General features: G+C 66.0%; 19 protein-coding genes. 4 read left to right on the top strand and 15 right to left on the bottom strand.

The features are described from left to right. The 9 genes from V7Q39_RS07070 to V7Q39_RS07030 all read right to left on the bottom strand — a co-directional run. On the bottom strand, positions 1–110 hold a 110-nt coding region (locus V7Q39_RS07070; protein WP_333815855.1), incomplete at its 3' end, for a flagellar motor protein MotB. Between the two features lie 128 nt (positions 111–238). After that, complete coding sequence (locus V7Q39_RS07065) at positions 239–1,120, bottom strand: hypothetical protein (protein WP_333815852.1); 882 nt, start codon at positions 1,118–1,120, stop codon at positions 239–241. A gap of 18 nt (positions 1,121–1,138) precedes the next feature. Then, a complete protein-coding gene (locus V7Q39_RS07060) occupies positions 1,139–1,504 on the bottom strand; it encodes a hypothetical protein (RefSeq protein ID WP_333815851.1) in 366 nt (121 codons plus the stop codon). Positions 1,505–1,529: 25 nt separating this feature from the next. Further along, positions 1,530–2,486 (bottom strand): dynamin family protein, encoded by a 957-nt coding sequence (locus tag V7Q39_RS07055; protein WP_333815850.1) that lies wholly within the window; start codon positions 2,484–2,486, stop codon positions 1,530–1,532. Positions 2,487–2,510: 24 nt separating this feature from the next. Beyond that, positions 2,511–4,574 carry a dynamin family protein gene (locus V7Q39_RS07050; protein ID WP_333815849.1) on the bottom strand — a complete coding sequence of 688 codons (2,064 nt, stop codon included), beginning with the start codon at positions 4,572–4,574 and terminating at the stop codon, positions 2,511–2,513. A 133-nt stretch (positions 4,575–4,707) separates the two neighbouring features. Beyond that, positions 4,708–7,029 carry a hypothetical protein gene (locus tag V7Q39_RS07045; protein WP_333815848.1) on the bottom strand — a complete coding sequence of 774 codons (2,322 nt, stop codon included), beginning with the start codon at positions 7,027–7,029 and terminating at the stop codon, positions 4,708–4,710. A 3-nt stretch (positions 7,030–7,032) separates the two neighbouring features. Next, positions 7,033–8,076 (bottom strand): PP2C family protein-serine/threonine phosphatase, encoded by a 1,044-nt coding sequence (locus V7Q39_RS07040; RefSeq protein ID WP_333815847.1) that lies wholly within the window; start codon positions 8,074–8,076, stop codon positions 7,033–7,035. Continuing rightward, positions 8,057–8,884, bottom strand: a complete 828-nt coding sequence (locus V7Q39_RS07035) for an FHA domain-containing protein (RefSeq protein WP_333815846.1) — start codon at positions 8,882–8,884, stop codon at positions 8,057–8,059. Before V7Q39_RS07035 ends, V7Q39_RS07040 begins: the two co-directional genes overlap by 20 nt. A gap of 247 nt (positions 8,885–9,131) precedes the next feature. Continuing rightward, on the bottom strand, positions 9,132–10,145 hold the full coding sequence (locus V7Q39_RS07030) for a polyprenyl synthetase family protein (RefSeq protein WP_443082494.1): 1,014 nt from the start codon (positions 10,143–10,145) through the stop codon (positions 9,132–9,134). Between the two features lie 50 nt (positions 10,146–10,195). On the opposite strand from V7Q39_RS07030, the gene V7Q39_RS07025 reads away from it, so the two are divergent. The 3 genes from V7Q39_RS07025 to V7Q39_RS07015 all read left to right on the top strand — a co-directional run bounded on the left by V7Q39_RS07025 (position 10,196) and on the right by V7Q39_RS07015 (position 11,432). Continuing rightward, positions 10,196–10,411, top strand: coding sequence for a putative signal transducing protein (locus V7Q39_RS07025; protein WP_333815845.1), 216 nt, complete (start codon positions 10,196–10,198; stop codon positions 10,409–10,411). Then, positions 10,411–11,169 (top strand): tRNA1(Val) (adenine(37)-N6)-methyltransferase, encoded by a 759-nt coding sequence (locus tag V7Q39_RS07020; protein ID WP_333815844.1) that lies wholly within the window; start codon positions 10,411–10,413, stop codon positions 11,167–11,169. Before V7Q39_RS07025 ends, V7Q39_RS07020 begins: the two co-directional genes overlap by 1 nt. Before the next feature lie 95 nt (positions 11,170–11,264). After that, positions 11,265–11,432 (top strand): YdcH family protein, encoded by a 168-nt coding sequence (locus V7Q39_RS07015; RefSeq protein ID WP_333815843.1) that lies wholly within the window; start codon positions 11,265–11,267, stop codon positions 11,430–11,432. On the opposite strand, the gene yddG is transcribed toward V7Q39_RS07015, so the two are convergent. The 6 genes from yddG to V7Q39_RS06985 all read right to left on the bottom strand — a co-directional run bounded on the left by yddG (position 11,429) and on the right by V7Q39_RS06985 (position 17,038). After that, entirely contained in the window at positions 11,429–12,289 is an 861-nt protein-coding gene (yddG, locus tag V7Q39_RS07010; RefSeq protein ID WP_333815842.1) for an aromatic amino acid exporter YddG, read from the bottom strand. The genes V7Q39_RS07015 and yddG overlap by 4 nt on opposite strands. Next, entirely contained in the window at positions 12,286–13,440 is a 1,155-nt protein-coding gene (locus V7Q39_RS07005; protein WP_333815841.1) for a sugar-transfer associated ATP-grasp domain-containing protein, read from the bottom strand. The genes yddG and V7Q39_RS07005 overlap by 4 nt, the downstream gene beginning before the upstream one ends. A 105-nt stretch (positions 13,441–13,545) precedes the next feature. Further along, positions 13,546–14,268, bottom strand: a complete 723-nt coding sequence (phbB, locus tag V7Q39_RS07000; RefSeq protein ID WP_333815840.1) for an acetoacetyl-CoA reductase — start codon at positions 14,266–14,268, stop codon at positions 13,546–13,548. Positions 14,269–14,402: 134 nt separating this feature from the next. Further along, positions 14,403–15,575 carry an acetyl-CoA C-acetyltransferase gene (locus V7Q39_RS06995; RefSeq protein ID WP_333815839.1) on the bottom strand — a complete coding sequence of 391 codons (1,173 nt, stop codon included), beginning with the start codon at positions 15,573–15,575 and terminating at the stop codon, positions 14,403–14,405. A gap of 203 nt (positions 15,576–15,778) precedes the next feature. Next, the gene (locus tag V7Q39_RS06990; protein ID WP_333815838.1) at positions 15,779–16,018 is read right to left on the bottom strand and encodes a hypothetical protein; all 240 of its coding nucleotides are present in this window, start codon (positions 16,016–16,018) and stop codon (positions 15,779–15,781) included. A 165-nt stretch (positions 16,019–16,183) separates the two neighbouring features. Beyond that, positions 16,184–17,038 (bottom strand): EAL domain-containing protein, encoded by an 855-nt coding sequence (locus V7Q39_RS06985; protein ID WP_333815837.1) that lies wholly within the window; start codon positions 17,036–17,038, stop codon positions 16,184–16,186. A gap of 117 nt (positions 17,039–17,155) precedes the next feature. On the opposite strand from V7Q39_RS06985, the gene V7Q39_RS06980 reads away from it, so the two are divergent. After that, positions 17,156–17,713: a DNA-3-methyladenine glycosylase I gene (locus V7Q39_RS06980; protein WP_333815836.1), complete on the top strand. Its 558-nt coding sequence runs from the start codon at positions 17,156–17,158 to the stop codon at positions 17,711–17,713. Positions 17,714–17,724 lie beyond the last annotated feature (11 nt).

Here is a 17,724-nt window from a genome sequence, read left to right as displayed (position 1 = left end):
GTCACGAAGTCGGCATAGGCCACTTTCCAGGCCCCGCCGTGGTGGCCCCCGCCACCAACCACTTTCTTCCGTTTGATGATGACCGGCGCCGCATTGCCTTGCGCAGCCATCCCACATCACCTAAGTCTTCTACCCGGGATCAGGCATAACAGGCGCTGCGTTTACAGGGGCTTAACCGACGGCCTTTTAGCGAATGACCGCGGTTCGGCCACAGTTCGAGGTCTCGCTGCGCCCGTGGCTAGAGCGCGAGCCCGCGCCAGGCAGCAAGCGCGGCGCTGGTCCCGTCACCCTCGACCACGCCGAGGATCGGGGCGGCGCTCAGCCTGGCACAAAGGATGCTGTGCCCATCGATCAGAGTGGCCCCGAGCAACACACAGATCGGCGCGCCGGGTGTGGGGGACAGCGCATCGAGCTGACGGTCCACCGCCTCGCGCTCGTCTTCGAGGAAGGTCCGGAGATGCGAGATCATCTCCTCCGGGCCATTGGACTTGCCTGCATCCTCGCCGTCGACGATGAGCCAGGCGACGAGGTCCGGGCCGAACGCGGCGGCAAAGTCGGCGAGACCGCTGTCATCTTCGCTGGCGGGCTGGAAGGACGATGGAGCGCTCGGCGCCCCCTCCGGCTCGACCGGGGCCGGCTCATCCGTCTCGGGTGCCAGATGGCCTGGCTCGCTTTCGTTCAGATCGATCAGCAGAAGGTCGGCCAGAAGCGCCACCGGCAGCCCGACGCTGACCTGTTCGCCACCCCGCCCGATCGGACCGGAAGTGACGCGCAATTCGTGCCGGGGCGCGGCGATGGCTTGCAGAAGCTTGATCAGATCGTCCTTGTGCTCGTCCTCCAGCGTCTCGATCCCCAGGCAGCTTTCGGCACCCGGAAGTCCGATGGCCGAGGTCATGCGCAGCACGCGGCGTCCGGAGACATCCAGCGTCAGGCTGGGTCCGCTGGCGGAATCGAACTGCAGCGACCGGCCGAGCATGGTCTCGTTGACGGCGCGGAGAAGCTGGGCCAGGGGATTGCGATCATCGGCAGCGGCAATCACCCGCGCCCCGCCAGGGGCGAAGCTGGACGTCGCCTGCAGGCTGCGCAGGCGAGATAGGATCGGAAGTGTTGCCCTGTTCAACGCTTCGCCTGGCCCCCGTCACCCCCCTTGGGTGATGCTTTCCAGCGTGTCGCGGATTTTGGCGACAAACGCGCCAAGGTCAATGCCGGGATCGCAGATGCAGCACAAAGCATCGGCAGGCTCGGTGTCGGACCGCATGAAGACACGCAGTGCATCCGGCCCCATCACCACGGCGGAATGCGGCTCGCCGAAGGCCTCGACCGAGAGCGCGAAGAGCGGATCGTCGAAGCTGGCCCGGGCCTGGTCGCACAGCCGGTCGAGGTGTTCCTGCGTGGTGCTGAGCGTACCGGCGCTGGACAGGATCATGCGCGAGGACAGGTCGGCGAATGCCACGAGGCGGGCCTGCGGAAAGGCCTTGACGACGGCGCCCAGATTTTCGGTCACACCCAAGACAAGGCCCTTTCAGGCTTCAGGAAATCTTCATCCGGCCCGCCGGGAAGGCATCGGTGGTGCCGACGATGTTGTCGGAGAATGTCACCAGGGTCGGCCCGGTCTCGGCGGTCGGCCGCTCGGTCCGCAGAAGGCGTTCGGTCTTCGCCTCGACCCGGCGCGGCAGGACCTTGATGACCGGGGTGTTGCGGATGATGGTCAGCCGCTCGAAGGCCTGGGCGATCAGGCTTTGCCCGACTTCGGTCTCATCAGCGGGATCGGGCGTGATCGCCGGTTTCCCGGCATCGCCAGGCTCGGGGTGGCCCTCGTCGATGATGCGGTGGACGATGTCGAAAAGCGCCTTGGCAAAGTCGTCGGCGCCGCTGTCGATCCATTTGGTCTCATCGTTGCCCGCCCGCATCGCCTGCAACAGCGAGACGGGATAGACTTCGGCGAAGAGCCCTTCGGTTTCCTGCTTCACACGCTTCACGACCTTGGCGCGGTCCTTCTCGCCCAGGATCTTGTCGAAGCGCGTCACCAGAAGCAGGCTGTTCTGCCGCATCTCCTGCGGGAAGGTCGACCAGACCCCGGATTCCGATTGCCGCCAGGCCTGGGTCGCATGGGTGCACCACAGCACGGCATCGGCCAGATGGGCCATCCGCTCCCACACTTCGGACGACATCGACGGGTCGGAGATTCCGGGCATGTCGATCAGGTCGCAGTAGCGCAGGATGTCGCTCTTCATGAAGATGCGGATATGCTCCGTCGTCTCCAGGCTGACCTGCTCAAGCTCGGCGAGGTCGAGATCGTAGGCGTGGCCGTCGAGGCCCATCGTATAGGCGTCGTCCGGGCCGTAGGACAGCCAGACCGGCGGCAGCTGGGTTGCGGTCACCTTCTCCAGCAGCGGCTTCGCCCCCATCAGCACGTTGCAGAGCGTGCTCTTGCCTGAGCTGAATTCGCCCATGATGGCGATACGGGGCTTGCGGGTCAGCGGCATTCCTCAGGTCCTTTCTTGTCGAACCTAGTCGGCGTAGATGGCAAGTTCGTCCATGATGGACGCGAGGCATTCCTGCCGGTCTTCCCAGGCGTTCACGCCGAAAAGCTCCTTCATCTCTTCCATCGAAATCTCGGAAGACGCCAGAGCGCTCATCAGCAGCTCGCGCTGTTCCTGCAGGAAGTCCCGCAGGGTGGCTTGCGTGCGTTCGCGGAAAAGGCCGATCTGGATGGTCTTCAGGTCGTTGATGATCGGGTCGGTCTCGGCCCGGATCAGCTTGTTGAAGTCCTGCGCAAAGGCCTTGTAGCCGCGGCGGCGCTGCCACCAGCCCTTCCACCAGCTGACCTGGAGGTCAAGCGCGATGGTCTGGCCCAGGTTGATCGGCGGCGGGATGTAGGAGACGACCGGCGTCTCGATCTTGAAGCCCTCGACCGTGATCGAGAAGGTCTGGCCATAGAGATCGGCGATCCTGACCGCGGTCTCGTTGTTCACCTCGGCGGCGATGCCATGCATCTTCTTCAGCACGACCTGGTAGCTGGAGCTGAGCAGCATCCGCAGCCCCAAGGGGCTGTAGTGCCAGGTCGCATCCTCGCCATTGGCCTGCAGATGTTCGATCAGGCTGTTGGTCGCACGGTCCAGGAAGCGTTCGTAGCTCTGGTCGATGCGGTGGGTGAAGTCCTTGCAGACGTTGTTGGTCAGATGGGTCAGCTTCTCGACCGCGCCCAGTTCGATCTTGCGCAACTCGGCGTCCAGCTGCTGCGGCGTCATGGTGCGGTTCAGCTGGCCGTCCGATTCCAGGATGCGGACCTGGTCGACCACGTCCAGGCTTTGCGCCAGGTTCAGCGCCTGGCGCGAGGATTTCTGCAAGGCCTCGCGCACCGGGCCTTCGTACATCCGCTGCCCCAGCGCATCCAGAAGCGCAGGCACCCCGGAGGCGTGCCAGACCAGCTGTTCGGCCGACCAGCTTTCCATCTTGTCGGCGAAGGCGGCGCGGGTCCAGTTGATCGCCGACTCGGTCGAGTCGTCGGTCATCTCGTCGATCTTGCCTTCCAGCACCGAATTCGCCCAATGGGCCGAGCCGTAGATGATGTCGATGTCCGGCGGCGCGTTGTTCTTTTCCAGCGTCTCCAGGATGGCGCGGTGGATTTCCGGCACCTGGTTGGCGGGATCGGGCAGTTCGTCGATCCGGTTGACGAAGATGATGATCTCGCGCGACTGGCGGTGCGCGATCAGGCGGATCAGCGCCATGTCCATCGTGGTCAGCGCCTGGTGCGCCGAGAGGACGACGATACAGGACCTGCTGTCGCGGACCGCGTTGATCGTGATCTGCTCGCGCATCATGAACGTGTCGTTCACGCCGGGCGTGTCGCGCACGCACAGGATGATCGGGAAATCCTCGCGGTCGATGTAAAGATCGGCGGACTTGGTGATGTCGGTGAAGCGGCCCTGCTCGGCCCCGCCCACCTCCTCGTCGCCGACGCAGACATAGCGGCGCAAGAGCGCGTCATCGACCGTGCCATAGCGGTGCTCGGTGCCCAGAAGCATCTCGAACTTGCGGCCCAGACGCGCCTGCGCCTTCTCGCGCATCTGCACGACTTGCAGGCGCAGCTTCTCAAGCTCGTCATCCGCCCCGGCGCGGGCCGCCAGCTGGCCGATCCGGCCGCCGTTCGACACCAGCTTTTCCCATTCGGCGTTGTCGAAGAACTTGAACTTCGCCTTCACGTTCAGCTCGGGCGAGGGCGTGTTGATGTGCAGCGAGGTGACGACCGAGGTCCAGGGGTTCACGTCGGTGGGCAACAGCCCCGGCGCGCCGATCATCGCGTTCAGAAGCGAGGTCTTGCCCGCCTTGATCTGGCCGATGACCGTGACCGAGGGTTCGACCTCGCGCACCTGGCTCATGATCCGGGTGACTTTCTTCGCCGTGTCCGGATCGGCCATGGTGACGAAATCGCGCAGCACGTCCTCGAACTGCGTGATCGCATCGGCAATCCGCGTCAGGCCCGGGAAGTTGCGTTTCAGCGCGACTTCGGGCGGCCGGACGGCCGGGCCGTCAGGCTCTTCCGCGGTTTCTGCTACGGCACCCAGTCCCATGATCACCTCATACTTGCGGGCTTGATGGATCTAGTTCGTACCCGAGCAGACACAAGTCCCCGCAATCATGTCATAAGTTTGGAAAGTGGTCCCAATTGGGCACATTCTTGACGATTCTACGCTCACAATGAAGTCAGGTGCCGCGTAATGTTTCCAATTCGCGTTTAAGTTGTAGAAGAAGGGTCAGCGCATCATCGGCCGGTGCGTGGCCTTTTTCCAGCTGCATCAACATGATAAGGTCCATCACCTCGCCCAGGTCGCCGCCGATCTTGCGCAAAGCGTCGGACTGCCCGCGCGACACCATCGCCATCACCTGTTCGGTCGTATCCCGGCTGTGGTCGAGAATCAGGTCGACCGGCACCTTGCCCTGGGGGTCGATTTCCTGCTCCAGCTGGGTCGAGCGTGCCGTGATCAAGCCGATCGCTTCGTCCAGCAGGGCTTGGTCGCCACCGGGGACCTGCGCCGAGGTCGACAGAGCCGCGGGGGCCGCGACGGCCCGCGCGGCAATGCGGGGACGTTCGCGCCGCGGTGCCGTGGGTTCCGGCTCGGTCCGCCGCTCGCGCATCATGATGGCGCGGGGCGAAAACTGCGATTCGTCCGGTGCCGGCCGCGCGGCAACCGGTTCGGGCGCCGCAACGGGCGCGCGCGGTGGCGCCGCCATGCGTGAAAGCGGCGTGGCGCGTGGCGCAAGCAGGGCCGAGGGCTCTGCCGGCCTGGCGTGCGGTGGGCGGTCGGAGACCCGGGGCCGGTCGCCCGGAGGGGCAGGCTCCGGTTCCGGATCAGGCGCGGTTTCGGGGTCCGCCCCGGCCTCTGTCGCCTGCCAATCGTCGTCGGCTTCCGCCGTGGAATGCTCTACGGCTTCGTCCTGCGCTGCGGCTTCGGCCGAGGCGGCTATCTCTTCCGGCGTCGCGCGGAGTGACGACAGGTCGGGCAGCGGCGCGCCCGCGCTGCCTGCGCCGCGACGCCCGCCGAACAATGGCGCCCGGACGGTCCGCGGCGGTTCGGCTGCCGGTTCCGGACGCGGGGTGACGGCGCGGTGCCGCCGTTCCCGTGGTTCGGGCACTATGGGCTCGACAGCTTCACTGGGGGCCTCAACCGGTGGTTCCGGCTCTGCGACCGGCGCGGGTTCAAGGTCCGCTTCCGAGGCTGGCGCGGCGCGAGGACGTCGCGTCGGCTCGGAGGGCTGCGCGGGTGGCGGTTCGGGCTCGGGAACGGGGTCGGTATCGGTCTTCGACTTCCAGGTCGATTTCAGCGGAACCATCGGTGAGGCGGCGGCATCACCTTCGGTGGCCACCCGCTTGATCCGGTCGGCAAACCTGCGCCGGGTCGTCGGTCCCGGCTCGGGCTCGGGCTCGGGTTCCGCTTCCGGCTCTACGGCGTCCGGCGGTGCAGGCTCTGGCTCGGGATCGGGATCGGGCGCCGGCACTTCCGCCACCTCAGGCTCGATCACGGGTTCCGCTTCCGGCTGCGTCGAAACGTCGGCCTCAGCGGCGTCCTGAGTTGTCTCTTCCGCTTCGGCAGGCGCGTCTGTCGGGGCAACGACCGGAGGCTGCGGTTCCGGCGGCGGTGTCCAGGCGGCAGCAGCCGGCTCCTCCTCGGGTTCGGCGAAGCGGCGTGCGACGAATTCGCTGGCTTCGACATGCCGGGCCAGCAGCAGTTCGGCGGTGTCCATGTCGGCCCGGCGACCGGACTGGACGCGGGTCTTGATCGCCGCGATCACCGCGGAGGCCCCGCTGTCGCGGAACAGGTCCCGGTTGACCTGGCCGCCTACCGGCATGGCGGCCCGCGCCTGCTTGGCCGAGATCGAGAGGATCTGGCGGAACTCCTCACCCGCGCGCAATTCCACGCGGTCATGCATCGCCAGAGCGGCCTCGCGGCTGCCAAGAAGATCGACCTTGGTGAGAAACATGAAACTGTTGTCCTTCACCGCGTCCGGCAGGCTTTCCCACACCGCCTGCTCCTTCGGCAGATACGAGGTGGTGCACCAGATCACGATATCGGCGCGCTTGCTGGCCCAGGTGGCCGCGCGTTTCTGTTCGGCCTCCATCGGGCCGGCGGAGACCTCCAGCAGGCTGATCACCCGCAGGGCACGCAGGTCCATCTCCAGCGTGACGAGGGCCGGGGCCAGTGGCAGGACAGCGGCCAGGTCATGTCCCGGCAGGATCCGCGTCGTGCCATCGGTCAGGGTACAGACCATCCGCGACACGTTGCCGTGCTGGACGATGATCGTCGGAAGGCGCAGCGTTTCGGGCACGACCACGGCGCCAACCAGCAGGTTGAGGATCGAGGACTTGCCCGAGCCCGGCAGGCCCAGGAGTGCGACCCGCGCCGGTCGCTCCAGTCGTTCGATCAGACGTTCCGCAGCCTCCGCAGGTCCGCCGGCGGGCAGGAGTCCCCGGTCAAGTGCGCGGCCAAGCCGCTGGGCGACTGTCAGTTCTCCGTCCGCATCTGCCATGGCTTACTTTATGACGGTGACTCGCCTGGGCCGCAACCTCACTGCCGACAAATCGTCAACCGAGGCGCCAGGGTTGCTTTCCTGCACATGCACCACCGGGCGCGGCGTCCGGGCGACAGCCGCCTGCGGAACCTGAGCGGGGGCCGGTTTCGGGACCGGCAGCACGACATGTTCGGGCGCGACGGTGGTCAGCCGACGCGGCCGGGCGACAGCCATGGAAGGCCCCCGCGGCCGTTCTTCCTTGGCACGCACCGAGGCGTCGTTGACCTTGATGATCGTGAAGCTGATGTTGTCCTGGTCAGGGTCGTCCAGCCGCAGCAACTCGTCCAGCAGGCGCTCGGCGATTTCGGTCGAGCGAGTCTTGCGATACTTCGCCAGCACCTTCTCGATCTGTGCGTTGGTCAGGAACTGCAGCCCATCCGAGGCGCAGACGACGATGTCGCCCGCCTTCAGCTCGAACGGCTTGACCGGGCAGTCGATCTTGGGGACGCGGGTGCCCATCAGCACCGAGATCAGGCAGTTGCGATCCGGATGGTTGGCCCCGACCTGCGGGTCCATCAGGCCGGATTTCACCATGAAGTCGATCTGCGGCGCCATGGAATGGTCTTCGTTCAGCTGGCTCAGCTTGCCGTTGCGGAACAAGAACAGCGGCGAGTCGCCGATGGAAATCCACCAGAGCCGGTTCTCGATCAGCGCGGGCACCACCAGGGTCGCGCCCATGCCCTCGGTCTCGGGGTGGCTGCGGGTGTGCTGACGCAGGGTGTCGTTCGCAAGGTCGGCGACAGAACGCAGGATCTCCGGGGCGCGCGTCTCGAAGGCGTCGACATCGGCAAAATGGAACTTCAGCTCGCTGAAGACCTCGGTCAGCACGATCTTCGAGGCGACATCGCCTGCGGCGTGCCCGCCCATGCCATCGGCCAGCACCACGAAGCCCGCCTCGGCCCCCACGGGGAAATCCGCGGTGATCGCGTCTTCCTGATAGTCGCGGGCGCCTTGGCTGATCCCCGAGGCTACATCGTAGCGCGGTTCACGCGATCGCCATATCATTCGCGTCTCCCCCGGACTCGATCGCCGACCAGTTGAAGTCGGCCGTACACAATACTTTCAGCACTAGGGTCGTCTCACCGATCTGGATCTCGTCCCCATCACCCGCGACCGCGGTCGAGAGCAGGGGTTTCCCGTTCAGGCGGACAAGGTTTGACTTGCCACCATGACCGACATGGAACTGATGCGTGGCCGGATCATAGGCGATTGCCGCATGGTTCTGGCGCGAGATCGCCATGTCGCCAAAATCCAGCGCGATGGTCTGGTCCGAGCCGCGACCGATCTGCGACACGCCGCGCATCACCGGGAAGGCCGCGCCCCGTCCGGGCCCGGATTTGATCACCAGCCAGCCGGTCGGATACATCACCACCCCGGCCTTGTCGCCGGGCTCGATGGAGTCGTCCATCCGGCCTTCGTCGAACAGTGGCACCACGGCTGCGGGCTGCGGCTCGAACCCGAGCACGCGCGTCTTGGTGCGCGAGGACCGCCGCCGTGCGCCGACGTCCGAGGTGATCTCGCGGGCGGGGGTGGGAACCGGGGCCGGAGGTGCAGCCTCTTCCTCCATCTCCCAGATATTGACCGCGGGCGTCGGCCCTTCCTTGGCCACCACCGCGCTGTTCGGGGTCTGGGTCAGGACTTCGGGTGCGCCGTCCGCAAGTTTCGGGAACCGGCCTGCGGCTGGGCCATTGCCCTGGGCAACAGAGTCGATCGCAGCCTTGGTCGCCACGATCTGTTCGGCCTCGCTGCCGGTGAAGCGCGCGCCACGCGACGATTTCGGTTTCCGCCGAAAGAGCCAGTCGAAGAGTTTCATGTCCCGCACTCCGCCCGGGGTCGCCCCCGGAATCCATTCATCATCCAGAAGATGCTACCAAGACGTCAACAGGTCTTGCCACATCCTTCCGCGTCACCCGGGTCGCCACACGGACTTTCCGCCGACTCTTGCCAGCACCGTGATAGAAGCAACCCCACGCAACGCCACTCATCTGGCCGTTCTGGCTAAAGGAAGACTTTGTCCAAAAAATGATCCTAATTCGGTCATTTCACGGATCGGCGGGAATTCAAGAGATGCGGCTGACGACAAAATCTGCAAGCTCCGAAAGAATATCCCGAAGCGGATGCACGGGCAGGTTGTCAAGCGCCGCCTTCGCCCGGCCTGCCCAGTCCATTGCGTCCGAACGGCAAGCAGATATTGCGTCGTGCCGTTGCAGAAACACCATTGCTTGCGCCAGGTCGCCTTCCCGCTGGTCGTTCTTCTCGATCACGCGGACCCAGAAGTCACGCTCTTCTGCAGTCGATTTGGCAACAGCCTTGATCAACGGCAGCGTCAGTTTCCTTTCGCGAAAATCGTCGCCGGTATTCTTGCCGATCACCGCGTCCGATCCACCGTAATCCAGCATGTCGTCGACAATCTGGAAGGCAATTCCCAGCGCATCGCCGTAATCGCGAAGCGCCATGATCTTGCCCTCATCTGCCCCCGCGATCACCCCGCCCACTTCCGTTGCCGCGGCGAAAAGCGCCGCCGTCTTGCCGCGGATCACCTGCAGGTAGACCTGCTCGTCGGTCCGCAGGTCCTGCGCCGCCGTCAGCTGCAGGACCTCACCTTCCGCGATGGTCGCCGAGGCATTGGCCAGGATGTCCAGCACCCGCAGGCTGCCGGTCTCGACCATCAATTGGAAGCTGCGCGCGAAGAGATAGTCGCCGACCAGGACCGAGGATTTGTTGTCCCACAGAAGGTTGGCCGTCGGCCGCCCCCGGCGCCGCTGGCTTTCGTCGACCACGTCGTCATGCAGAAGCGTCGCGGTGTGGATGAATTCGACCGTCGCCGCCAGCTTCACATGGTCGTCGCCCGCGTAGCCCAGGAGCCGCGCTGCCGCCAGCGTCAGAAGCGGCCGCAACCGCTTGCCCCCGGCCTCGACCAGGTGCGCGGTGACTTCCGGGATGCGCGGCGCATGCTCGCTGGCCATCCGTTCGCGGATCAGTCGGTTCACCGCCGCCATGTCCTCGGCCAGAGCAGCGCTCAACCTGTCCTGCGGCGGGATCTTCTGCACCACGCTGTTGCCCACTCCGTCCATGTCGTTCCGCTGCCCTTGCCCCGCGCGACCGGCGGGAGTAACCCGATTTCATGAAGGAACTTCTGCGCACGACCGACCCGACGGTGATCGCCTTCGCCACGGTCCTTCTAAGGGGCGAGGGTATAGCGGTCTTTCCGCTGGACGTCCACATGAGCGTCCTGGACGGCAGCATCGGCATCTTGCCGCAGCGGCTTATGGTGGCCGACCAGGACCATTTCCGCGCTGCCGCCATCCTGCGCGACAACGATATCCCCCTGCCGCCCTGATGTTCGCCGGGGACCAGCTCTCGGACGACAAGTTTCTCTGTGGCCGCCTCCGCCTGCTGCAACCGGTGCAAGGCTACCGCGCCGCGACCGATCCCGTCCTGCTGGCCGCCGCCTGCCCGGCTGAACCCGGGCAAAGCGTGCTTGACCTGGGCTGCGGGGCAGGGGCGGCAGCGCTTTGTCTCGGCCACCGCGTTCCCGGTCTCGCGCTGGCGGGGCTGGAACTGCAACCCGCCTATGCCGACCTCGCCCGCCGCAATGCCGACCGGAACGGCATCCCGGTCGAGGTGCACGAGGGCGACCTGGCGCGAATGCCACACCCGCTCCGCCGGGATTTCGACCATGTCATCACCAACCCGCCCTATTACCATGCGGGCGGCAGCCCTTCGCCCATCGCGGCACGGGCACAAGCGATGCAGGTGGAAACGCCGCTCTCCGGCTGGGTCTCTGCCGCCACGCGCCGCCTGCGTCCGGACGGATGGCTGACGCTGATTTGTGGCGCCGATGGCCTGCCCGAGGTGCTGGCAGCGCTTGCCCCCAAGCTCGGCTCCGCCGCGGTCCTGCCACTGGCCGCCCGCGAAGGCCGCCCGGCGTTGCGTGTCATCGTCCAGGCCCGCAAGGGTGGCCGCGCCCCCTTTCGCCTGCTCGCCCCCTTCGTGATCCACGAAGGCCCGACCCATGACGGCGACCGCGAAAGCTATACTGCCGCCGCGAATTCTGTGCTGCGCGATGGCGCCGCCCTCCTTGCGCCATTCCGCTGAATTCGCCGCAACATTCTGTCACACAACCGTAACAGGGGATGACACGACTCGGCTTTCGTGGTGCACTCGACAGGCAACAACCGAGGAGGATGACCATGACGATCACATCGCATCTGGTGGAACTGCGCAGAAAGCATGAAACCCTCTCGGAAATGGTCGAAGAGGCGCAGCGCAGCCCCGGGATCGATGATCTGAAGATCGCCGAACTGAAAAAGCAGAAGCTGAAGATTAAGGAAGAGATCACCCGCCTCAGCGCGCACTAACCTTTCCGGGCGCTGGCCCGCGCGGCCAGCGCCGCACCTCCTGCGATCAAAAGGGCCGCCAAGGCAATGGTCCAGGTCGGCTTTGCGATTCCCGCCGCCACCAGCGCCAAGGTGGACAAGAGCGGGGCCGCATAGCTCGCGACGCCCAGAAGCTGGATGTCGCCCCGCTTCATGCCGATGTCCCAGGTGAAGAAGGCCGCCCCGACCGGCCCGATCCCCAGCGCCAGCACCGCCGCCCAGCCCAGCGGGCTGACGGGCCAGACCGTTTCTTCCAGCGCCAGATGGCTGATCACCGACAGCGCCGCCGTCGCCAGGCAGAACACCGTCACGCTTTCGGTCGGCACCGCGCCCAACCGCCGCGACAGGATCGAATAGCTGGCCCAGGTCAGCGAGCACAGGAAGGCCAGCCCCATGCCGAGGGAGGAACCGCTGGCCTCCCCTCCCCGCCCCAGCACGATCATCGCCGCGCCCGAGAAGGCGATCAGCGCGCCGATCACATGCGGCGCCCGCAGCCGTTCCCCAGGCAGAAATCCGGAGAACAGTACGATGAACAGCGGCCAGAGATAGGCGATAAGCCCGGTCTCTGCCGTGGGTGACAGCCGGAATGCGGTGAAATACAGAAGATGATAGCCGAAAAGGCCGATGATTCCGAAAGCATAAACCTTCCAGCTTACCCCCCGCAGCACGCCGAACCCTTGGCGCGCGGTCCAGGCCAGCCCGATCATCCCGCCGATCCCGAAGCAGATCGCGTTCAGGAGGAGTGGCGGGACCGGCGCGCTGCCGATGGTGAACAGCGCCAGCAGCGACCACATCAGGATTGCAGTGCCGCCGATGAGCGTCGCTTTCTGCTTGGTCATTTCAGCGGGCAGTATTTCGGCCGGGGGGTGACGCTGCGGAAACGGGCGCGCACTTCCTGCAGTCGTGGCAGGATATCCGGGTTCAGCACGCCGCGCGCCATCGCGATCTGATAGGTGGAATGGTGCGGGTTGGAGTTCGCCTCGTTCACCAAGGGCCCGCGGTCGCTGAGGAGGATGTCGATCCCGAGGATGCCATGCCCGTCCAGGCAGGCATGGGCCGCCCGGGCCGTCGCCAGCGCCCCCGCGAAATCCGGCAGGGTTTCCCCCGCCAGTGCGATCCCGGTGACGATGTTCGTTTCGCGATCAACCCCGCCCATCCGCCTCCGGTCCTGCTCGCGCAATATGCGGCCCGAGACCAGGTCGACCGCGGCATAGCCGCCCAGCGGCCCGGCCAGGCTGTCGACCGTCGCACCCGGTGCGGGGGTCTTCAGCACCGCATACAGCGGTTCCGGACCCCGCCCGGCATCGGCCGTCACCACCCGCAGCGTGCCGATGACCGGACCGATCAGCCGCGCGAGACCGGGATGCGGGTGCACGATCTCGGCGAAAATGTAGCCCTCGGCATGCTTTGCCCAAAGCTCGGTCACCAGGTCTGCAGCCGCCACCCGCCGCCCGTCGCCAAGCCGCAGATTGTCCTCGTCCTCCCAGGCTTCCAGCCGGACCGCGCCCACCCCGACAGAGCCGTGGACCGGCTTGCCAAAACAGGGCAGCGCCCCTGGTTCGCGCAGATAGGCCAGCACCGCCCTGGGATCGGGAAGCCAGCGGTAGCCGCGACCGGGATCGGCAGTTGCAGCGACCGCCCTCGTCTCCGCGACCGGCAACCCGGACGCGCGGAAAAGCGCATCGGCGTGCAGCTTGTCCCGGGTCCGCTCGCGCGCTTCCGGTGTCCACGACGGGTTCAGCGCAGTGTTCAGCGCCAGATTCGGCCGACTTCCGATGAAGCTCCGCCGTTCGGCCCAGGTCAGGCCGGGCCGCCAGGCGCCATGCAGGAAATAGTCTTCCGCCGAAAGCCGTCTCGACCCCAGCGACAGCAGCATCGTCTCCAGCCCGATCCGCCCGGCCGAGACGCCGCGCTGCTTCGATGCGAATTCCGTCGCGGTCCGGAAGTTGAACCGCCGCGTCTTGGGCTTGTGCGTCAGGATATCGGTCATCTGGTGTTTCTATGCGCCACGACGAACGGCCTCAATCGTCCTGCGTCGATCGAGGCCGCGCTGTTGCACACCGGCCATCCCGGCGCCGGTTTTCCCGCCGAATGTTCAGACGAAGAACTGACCGCCGTTCGCGCTGATGGTGGACCCGGTGATAAACCCGGCCTCGTCCGACGCCAGGAATGCGACGCAACGCGCGATCTCCTGCGGCTCGCCAAGGCGGCCTGCGGGAATCTGCGCGATGATCGATTCCCGGACCTTTTCAGGGACCGCCATCACCATTTCGGTGGCGATGTAGCCCGGGCAGATCGCGTTTGCGGTGATCCCCGCGCGCGCCCCTTCCTGCGCCAGGCTTTTCACGATGCCGAGATCGCCCGCCTTGGTGGCCGCATAGTTCACCTGCGCGAACTGGCCCTTCTGGCCATTGATCGAGGATATCACGATGACGCGGCCGAACTTGCGGTCACGCATCCCGTTCCACACCGGATGGACGGTGTTGAACACGCCGGTCAGGTTGGTGTCGATCACCTGATGCCACTGGTCGCGCGTCATCTTGTGGAACGGTGCATCGCGGGTGATCCCCGCATTCGCGACGACGATGTCGATCGGCCCCAGGTCCGCTTCGACCTGAGCTGCCCCGGCGGCGCAGGCGTCATAGTCCGTGACCGACCATTTGTAGGTCTTGATGCCGGTTTCCTTGGTGAAGGCCGCCGCCGCCTCGTCGTTGCCGGCGTAGTTTGCCGCAACCTTGTAGCCCGCCGCCTGCAGCGCGACCGAGATCGCCGCGCCAATGCCGCGCGATCCGCCCGTGACCAATGCAACCCGTGCCATCGTGATTCTCCTCCTTAAGGTAGTTCAGCCTATCCCATTGAAATCCTGTTACCGAAATGAAATCGGGCGCGCAACATTATTGCGCGCCCGATTTAAAGATCGGCATAGGGTGCGGTCTTGCACCCACCGTTCGATTACCGCTCCAGGCACATGGCGACGCCCATGCCACCGCCGATGCACAGCGTCGCGAGACCCTTCTTCGCGCCGCGGCGGCCCATCTCGAACAGGAGCGTGTTCAGGATGCGCGCACCCGAAGCGCCGATCGGGTGGCCGATGGCGATGGCGCCGCCGTTCACGTTCACGATCGACGGATCCCAGCCCATGTCCTTGTTCACCGCGCAGGCCTGCGCCGCGAAGGCCTCGTTCGCCTCCACCAGGTCCAGATCGCCAACCTTCCAGCCCGCCTTCTCCAGCGCCTTGCGGCTGGCGTGGATCGGCCCGACGCCCATGATCGACGGGTCAAGCCCCGCCGTCGCGTAAGAGGCGATGCGCGCCAGCGGGGTCAGCCCGCGCTTGGCGGCCTCTTCCGCCGTCATCAGCACCACCGCTGCCGCGCCGTCATTGATGCCGGAGGCATTCGCCGCGGTGACCGAGCCGTCCTTGACGAAGGCCGGGCGCAGCTTCTGCATGGATTCCAGCGTCGCGCCATGGCGGATGTATTCGTCGGCATCCACCACCGTGTCGCCCTTGCGGGTCTTCACCGTGAACGGAATGATCTCGTCCTTGAACTTGCCGGCCTTCTGCGCGGCTTCGGCCTTGTTCTGGCTGGCCAGCGCGAATTCGTCCTGCATGTCGCGGGAAATCTGCCACTGGTTCGCGACATTCTCGGCGGTCTGGCCCATGTGATAGCCGTTGAAGGCATCCCAGAGCCCGTCCCTGATCATCGAATCGATGAAATTCAGGTCGCCCATCTTCTGCCCGGCGCGCAGATGCGCGACATGCGGCGAGAGGCTCATGCTCTCCTGCCCGCCCGCGACGATGATCTTCGCATCGCCCAGCTGCACGTGCTGCGCCCCCAGCGCCACTGCGCGAAGGCCCGAGCCGCAGACCTGGTTCAGCGACCAGGCGCTTCCTTCCTTCGGCAGGCCCGCCTTGATATGCGCCTGCCGCGCCGGGTTCTGGCCCTGACCGGCGGTCAGCACCTGGCCCAGAATCGTCTCGTCGACCTCGGCCTTGTCGATGCCGGCGCGGGCGACGACCGCCTCGATCACCGCTGCCCCCAGGTCATGCGCTGGGGTGTTGGCGAACGAGCCGTTGAAACTGCCCACGGCGGTGCGGCCCGCCGACACGATTACGACATTGGTCATGGTCTGATCCTCTCCCTGTGCGCCCGAGCAAGTGGCGGCGGCACGGAGCCCCGCACCGCATCACTTCATGCCCTAAGGGCATCTTTCTGCAAGTGCAAGAACCATGGCGTGCCCGGCACAATTCCTGCGCGAATCTGCCTCAGCCCCGCGTAGCCGAGGGGAGGCCCGAGCCCGGGCACCGGCCCGGCCCGACTTCCCGGGCCTCAGGTGCCGCCGCCGCCGGTTCCGGGGTCGGTGGGGGCTTCATCGTCGTCACTGCCGCAGGCTATGGCGCAAAGGACGATGGCGCCGATGATGACCGGTACGATCCAGCCCGAGCGCGGGGCGTTGGCAACCACCTCCGGCTGACCTTCGTCTTCGATCACGACGGGTCCGCCCGCAAAGGCCGGGGCCGAGCCCAGGGCCAGCGATGCGGCCAGCGCGAAGGTTGCGAGCTTCTTCATGTCCTGGATCCTCTTGTTCGGGGCCGGTTTCCTGCCGGCCACCGCACAAGTAGTGCATGTTCCGGCGGATGACGCAATCTTGGCGCGCGGACCCTCCAGGCTTTACCCTGGGTTGCGTCAGACATGATAGGATTGATCAGCCCCGCCGCGCCAACAAGGATATCGCTAGCTCTTGAAATTGGGTCGCCCATGCCGGAAGGCCCGGAAGTCCGGCGTCACCGTCGGTGGGCCGAAGAGATAGCCTTGCAGGCAGCCCACCCCGGCGTCGCGCAGCCATGTCGCCTCGCCCTCGGTCTCCACCGCTTCGGCGACGACATACATTCCAAGCTCTTCCGCCACGGCCATCGCGGCCCGGCAGACCGCCTGTCCGTCGGGCGAGCGGTCGACGTTCTTCACCAGGCTGCCGTCGATCTTGGCGATCTCGAACTTCAGCTCCTGCAACAGACGCAGCGAGGTCGTCCCGGCGCCGAAATCGTCCAGCGCGAAGACGATCCCGTGTTCGCGCATGTCCGACATGAAGGGCTTCAGCACATCCGGCACCTGCAGGGCCGAGGTCTCGTTGATCTCCAGGATCAGATTCGCGCCCAGCCGGGGCGAGTCTTGCAGGGCGCGCCGCAGGATCTCGACCCAGGGGCGATAGCCGACCGACCGCGCCGACATGTTCACCGAGACCCGGATCTGCGGGTTGCGCTGCATCGCCATCAGCCCCAGCTGCAGGGCCGCGCAGTCGATCTCGCGGCCAAGCTGCTGTTCTTCGACGGCGGCCATGAAGTCCCGCGCCGGGATCACCTGGTCGCGCAGGTTCAGAAGCCGGATGAAACCCTCGAAGAAGCCGATGATCGAGGGGTCGCCCGCATAGACCACCGGCTGGAACGCCAGCCGCATCCGCCGGTTCTTCAGGGCCGAGGCGACCATGGCCAGCGTCTCGCGGTCCTGCACCGAGATGGCTGCGGCCAGCGGGCTGGCCAGCGCGGGGTCGCGGTCGAACTTCGACGTCTTGGCTTCCTTCAGATAGCTCATGCAAACCCCCGGCCGGAGCATTCAACTCTCGACACCCTAGGCCTGCACCGGTAAACGGAAGGTCAATATTCTTATTTTGTTCTCGCTCCTCCCATACTCCAAGCCCAAGGCTCGCCGATGGAAAATGCCGACAATTCGATGCGCTGCCCCTGGTGTGGCACCGACCCGCTCTACATGGCCTATCATGATCACGAATGGGGCCGCCCCGAACGCGACCCGCGCCGCCTTTTCGAACTGCTGATTCTCGAAAGCTTCCAGGCCGGGCTCTCCTGGATCACCATCCTGCGCAAGCGCGAGGGGTTCCGCGCGGCCTTCCGGGGCTTCGATCCCGCCGTTCTCGCCACCTGGGGTGAGCCGGAAGTGGCCCGCCTCTTGGCAGACCCCGGCATCGTCCGGCACCGTGGCAAGATCGAGGGTACCATCCGGGGCGCGCAGGCCTTCCTGCGGATCGAGGCGCGCGAAGGCTTCTCGCCCTTCCTCTGGTCCTTCGCCCCGCCTGCCGCTGCCCGCCCGCAAACCCTCGCCGAGGTGCCCGGGCAGACCCCGCAGTCGCTGGCCATGTCCAAGGCGCTGAAGCGCGAAGGCTTCAACTTCGTGGGGCCCACCATCACCTATGCCTTCATGCAGGCCTCCGGCATGGTCAACGACCATCTTGCCGCCTGCCGCTGGGGCTGACCCCTTGGCCT

The sequence above is a fragment of the Tabrizicola sp. genome, from assembly GCF_036781545.1.
In the GTDB taxonomy this organism is placed as follows: Bacteria; Pseudomonadota; Alphaproteobacteria; order Rhodobacterales; family Rhodobacteraceae; genus Tabrizicola.
This window is presented reverse-complemented; position numbering and strand designations above follow the sequence as displayed.